General features: G+C 71.1%; 5 protein-coding genes. 1 reads left to right on the forward strand and 4 read right to left on the reverse strand.

Annotated features, from left to right (window positions below):
* Nucleotides 1-417 (forward strand): DsbA family protein (locus VFR64_04415; protein ID HET9488984.1); only part of this gene is annotated, 417 nt, incomplete at its 5' end.
* A 3-nt stretch (nt 418-420) separates the two neighbouring features.
* Here the strand turns inward: VFR64_04415 and VFR64_04420 are convergent.
* The 4 genes from VFR64_04420 to VFR64_04435 form a co-directional block, all read right to left on the reverse strand.
* Complete coding sequence (locus VFR64_04420; GenBank protein HET9488985.1) at nt 421-1,530, reverse strand: mandelate racemase/muconate lactonizing enzyme family protein; 1,110 nt, start codon at nt 1,528-1,530, stop codon at nt 421-423.
* An 11-nt stretch (nt 1,531-1,541) separates the two neighbouring features.
* On the reverse strand, nt 1,542-2,738 hold the full coding sequence (locus tag VFR64_04425) for an MFS transporter (protein ID HET9488986.1): 1,197 nt from the start codon (nt 2,736-2,738) through the stop codon (nt 1,542-1,544).
* Entirely contained in the window at nt 2,735-3,784 is a 1,050-nt protein-coding gene (locus VFR64_04430; GenBank protein ID HET9488987.1) for an adenylate/guanylate cyclase domain-containing protein, read from the reverse strand. The genes VFR64_04425 and VFR64_04430 overlap by 4 nt, the downstream gene beginning before the upstream one ends.
* On the reverse strand, nt 3,768-5,280 hold a 1,513-nt coding region (locus VFR64_04435), incomplete at its 5' end, for a response regulator (GenBank protein ID HET9488988.1). The genes VFR64_04435 and VFR64_04430, both read right to left, overlap by 17 nt.

Below are 5,280 nucleotides of genomic sequence, written 5' to 3' on the forward strand. Positions count from 1 at the left end.
CAGATGAAGGCGCGCATGGACGCCGAGGGGCTGCCCTACGGCGAGCGCACGATGACCTACAACAGCCGCCTGGCCCAGGAGCTGGGCAAGTGGGCCGACACCCAGCCGGGCGGCGAGGCCCTGCACGACGTCCTGTTCCGCGCCTACTTCGTGGAGGCCCGCGACATCTCCCGGCCCGAGGTGCTGCTGGACATCGTCCGCCAGACGGGCCTGCCGGTGGATGCCGCCCGCGAGGTGCTGGAACGGCGGACGTTCAAGGACGCCGTCGACGCGGACTGGGAGCTCTCGCGCGAGTACGGGATCACCGGGGTGCCCACGTTCGTGGCCGGCCGGTACGCCGTGGTCGGCGCCCAGCCTTACGAGGTGCTGGCGCAGCTCGTGCGGAAGGCCGCCGCCGAAGCCGAACCCGGCACCTGAGGGCTACTCCGGCACGAGGGCGGCGGCGGCCACCGCCTCGTCAAGCTCCAGGCCGAGGCCCGGCGTGTCGGGCGGAACGAGGAAGATCCCTTCGGGCGTGGTCTCCTCGCGCAGGAGCGGTCCCCGGAACAGTCGGCTCTGGAACTCCAACAGCGGATTGTCCGGCATGAAGTACTCGATCCACTTCACGTTGGGCAGCCCGGCGGCCAGATGGATGTGGACCATCTGTAGATTCCACGGGGACACCGGCACGCTCGCCTGCGTGGCCAGGGCGTGGATGCGCAGCCAGTCGGTGATGCCCCCCGTGATCGCGGCGTTGGGCTGGACGATGTCGACGGCGCCCTGCTCGATGAGCTGGCGGAACTCCGGCACGCCCACGTGCTGCTCGCCGCCGACGATGTAGGTGTGCCCAGCGCGCTGGCGGATCCGGACGTAGCCCGGGATGTCCTCGGGCGGCACCGGCTCCTCCAGCCAGTACACGTCGTAGCGCTCCCAGCGCCGGAGCTGCTGGATCGCGGTGTCGACGTCCCAGGTGCCGTTGACGTCGACCATGATCTTCACGTTCGGCCCGACCGCCTCGCGGACGTGCTTCACGCGCTCGGTCGCCTCCTGCAGCGACACGTAGGTGGCCGTGCCCCGGATCTTGAGCGCGGTGTGGCCGCGCTTGACGTACTCGACGGCCTTCTCGGCCAGCCGGTCGGGCGGCAGGTGGTGCGCGCAGTTCGCATAGGTCGCGACGCGGCTGCGCCGGTCTCCCAGCAGCGCCGACACCGGCGCGTTCATGAGCTTGCCCTTGATGTCCCAGAGGGCGAAGTCGATGGCGGCGAGGCAGGTGCGGACCAGGCCCTCGCCGCCCCGGCGCGGGATGGCCTCGTCGTGCATGCGCCGCCAGAGCCGCCCGGTGAGGAGGGGATCCTCGCCAATCACCACGGCCTTCAAGTTCCGGCGGATCAGGCTCGCCACGATGTCGCTGGTGGCGGTCGCGGCGCTGACGAACCCCGTTCCCGTCACGCCGGCGTCGGTCTGGACCTGCACGATCTGGATGCCGCCGGGATCGGTCCGGGGCGTACGCGAGGCGCTGTACCGCTTGACGGTGACGTCGGTGATCTTCATGGCTGAGGATCCTAGCCGCTCTCGGGCCGGGGCTGCAATCGAGCGCGCTCGCGGGGCAACCCGGCGGCGAGCAAGATGCCCAGGACATTGCCGACGGCGCCGATCAGGATCGCGGTGCCGTAGCTCTGGGTCAGGTCGAACAGGCGCCCGGCCGCGACCGGCAGGACGATGGCGGCGGCACACCAGGCCAGGTAGATGCGGCTGGCCACCAGGCCATAGAGCGCGCGTCTCCAGTAGACGGCCATCGCCGCCGCGGTGACGCCGGAGATCAGGCCGTACCCCAGCCCCACGAGCGTCAGGGCGAGGACCGAGACCTGCGGCCCTGGCCACAGCGTCAAGGCCACGTTGCCGGCGAGCGCGATGGCGTGGGCGCCGGCTGCCACGGCGGGAATGCTGAGCCAGTCGACCATCCAGCCGCCGCCCACGCGGGCGGCGGCGATGCTGCCGGCGATGAACGTGGTGCCGTAGACGGCCAGCCGGGTGGCGCCGCCGTAGGCGGTGATGATGCCGGCGGCCTGGCTGAGCACCATGAGCCCGGCCGACGCCGCCAGGAAGAAGACCACCCACAGGCGCCAGAACACGGCCCGGCGTTGCTCGGCCGCGTCCGCCGCGGCGCTGGCCGACGCTGCCGTCAGCGTCACTCCGGAGCGGGCGATCAGCCACGCGCCGATCATTCCGGTGACAGCCAGCACCGCGGCCAGCCCGCCCAGGGTGGCCCGCACGCCGTAGTCGCGAATGGCCCACCCGAAGAGCGGCGCGGCGATCATGGCGCCCGCCGGGTACAGCGCGACGATGTACCCGTTGACCAGGCCCTGGCGCCGCGTCACCGCCAGGTTCACCGCCTGCTGCATGAGGATGTAGGCGGCGCCACCCCCGGCGCCGAAGAGCACGCCGTAGCCGAGCGCCAGTCGGGTCAGCCCGTCGGCCGTGGCGGCGAGCGCGATGCCCAGGCTGCTGGCCGCCGCGCAGGCCGCCACCAGGACGGCGGTCGCCGCGGCGCCGTAGACGTAAGGCGCCAGGTTCATGCCGGCGCCGAAGCCGACGGTGGCCAGGCCGAAGACGAAGGCGAGCTCGGCGCGGCTCAGCCCCAGCAGCGCCTCCAGCGGCTGCAGGAACACGCTGAACGCGTAGAGCGATCCGAGGGGGGCATTGAGCGCGGTGGCGGCGGCGAGGGCGCGCCACGCACTCGGCGGGGGGCCGATGCTCAGCCCTCGGGAACGACGGAGTAGACGTGCACGGGCTGCGCGCGGGTCTTGAGTTGTACAGGACCGTGATCCTTCACGCGGACGCCGGCGCTCAACCGGGCGCGCGTACTCCCGTCGATCAGGATCGGCTGTCCGAGCACCTTTGTGTGAGTCTCCAGGTGAGCGGCGAGATTGACAGTGTCCCCCACGCACGTGTAGGTGACCCGCCGCTCGGTACCGGTGTACCCGGCGATCACTTGCCCGGACGCGATCCCGATCCCGATCCGGATCTCCGGCTTGCCCCGCTCGGCCTGCTCGCGGTCAAAGCCCGCGATCAGCTCCAGCATCTCCAGGGCCGCGCGCACCGCCCGCTCCGCGTGGTCGGGGCGGGGCAGCGGAGCGCCGAACACGGCCATCAAGCCGTCGCCCAGCATCTGATTGACGATGCCGCTCTGGCCGCCGATGGCGTCGAACATCAGGGTGTAGTAGCTGTTGAGCAGATCGATCGTCTCCGCCGGGGGCAGGGACTCCGCCAGGCTCGTGAACGAGCGGATGTCGGAGAACATCACGGTGGCGTCGACGTGTTTGCCCCCGAGGGCGAAGCCCGTCTCCAGCAGCTCCTCGGCCACCTCGGCCGTGGCGAACTTCCTGAACAGCTCCCGGTGCTGGTCCCGCAGGCGCTTCTTCTCCAGGCTGGCCGTGACCCGGGCCCGGAGCAGCACCGCGTTCACCGGCTTGAACAGGTAGTCCTCGGCGCCCATCTCGATGCACCGCGCCACGCTGTCGACCTCGTCCACCGACGACATCATGACGACGGGAATGTCGCGCAGCTTGGGATCGGCCCGGAGCGCCTCGAGCGTCTGGTAGCCGTTCATCTCGGGCATCTCGATGTCGAGCAGCACGAGGTCGGGGGGGCGGTTGCGGAGCGCCTCCAGCGCTTGTCGTCCGTTCTCCGCGAAGGCCACACGGTGTCCGAGCTGCTCCAGCGTCCTGGCCACGAGTAGCCGGTTGACCCGGTTGTCGTCGACGACCAGCAGATCGCCGCTGCCGCCGTTACGCCCCGGACTCACGTTCGACCTCCCTGAGCGCCCGGACGACTCGCTCGCACTCCCCGGCCAGCCGCTCGACCCGGGGGCCCGCGCCCTCCAGGCTGCCGGACTTGGCCAGGGCCTCGAGGTCCCTGGCGAGGTTGGACAGCGTCAGCGCGCCGAAGCTGGCGGCATTGGACTTGAGCGAGTGTGCGGCGCGCCGGAAGGAGTCGGTGTCCTTCGCGGTAAGGGCGCGACGCATCGTCCCCACCATCTCCTGGGAGTCCTCCACGAAGGTGGGCAGCAGCTCTTCGAGGAAGCTCGCGCCCATGCTCACTCGCAGGCGTTCCAGCGCCTCGGGGTCCAGCACCGGTGTCGAGGGCCCGTCGGCAGCAGCCCGGTCTGGACGGGCGCTCGCGCCCGGCCCTCCGGCGCGGATCGCCTCCGTCCCGCGCACAGCGCTGCGCTCGAGCGCGGTCACCAGCTCGTCCACGCGGATCGGCTTGCTCAGGTAATCGTCCATTCCCGCGGCCAGGCACAGCTCGCGGTCGCCCTGCAACGCGTTGGCCGTCATCGCCACGATCCGCGGGCGCCGGTCGCCGGGCCAGCGTCGGTTGATCTCGCGGGAGGCCTCGAGCCCGTCCATCTCGGGCATCTGGACGTCCATCAGCACGAGGTCGTACGGCTGCCGCTCGACGGCCTCCACGGCTTCGAGCCCGTTGGCGGCGATGTCCGCGCGGTACCCCATCTGCTCGAGCAGGCGAAGGGCCAGCTTCTGGTTCACGACGTTGTCCTCGGCCAGGAGGATCCGGAGCGGGTGACGCTGCGCCATCTCGGAATCGAGCTCGACCCGGGACGGCGTCCGTTTCTCCACGCGGGTCGGTTGGCCGACGAGGGCCGCGGCCAGCGCGTCGAAGAGCTGCGATGGCTTGATGGGCTTGGTCAGGTGGGCCGCGAAGCCCACGCTCTCGGCGCCCGCCTCGCGGCGGCCCAGCGAGGTGAAGAGCAGCAGGGGCAGGGTGGCCACCGTGCGCTGCTCGCGGATCGCACGGGCCAGCGCGACGCCGTCCAGCTCGGGCATGTGCATGTCGAGGATTCCCGCGTCGAAGGGCTCGCCGGCCTGAATCCAGGCGAGGGCCTCGCGCGGCGAGCCGGTCATCCGCACCGCCATGCCCCAGGTGTCGAGGTACGCGGCGAGGATGCGGCGGTTGGTCTCGTTATCGTCCACTACCAGCACACGCTTGCCGTCGAGCGAGGGCTGCGTTCCCCGCAGCTCCCGGCGCGGAGGCACAGCGCTCTCAGCTGAGGGCGCGCGCACGGTGAACCGGAACTCCGAGCCGTGCCCCTCACGGCTGTCCACGCTCATCGTTCCGCCCATCAACTCGGTCAGCCGCTTGCTGATGGCCAGGCCCAGGCCAGTGCCGCCGTACTTCCGGGCCGTGGAGACGTCGACCTGGCTGAACGACTCGAACAGGCGCTCGATCCGGTCCGTGGGGATGCCGATGCCGGTGTCGCGGACGGAGAAGGTCAGCTCGTAG

It is taken from the genome of Candidatus Methylomirabilota bacterium, assembly GCA_035709005.1.
GTDB lineage: Bacteria > Methylomirabilota > Methylomirabilia > Rokubacteriales > CSP1-6 > 40CM-4-69-5.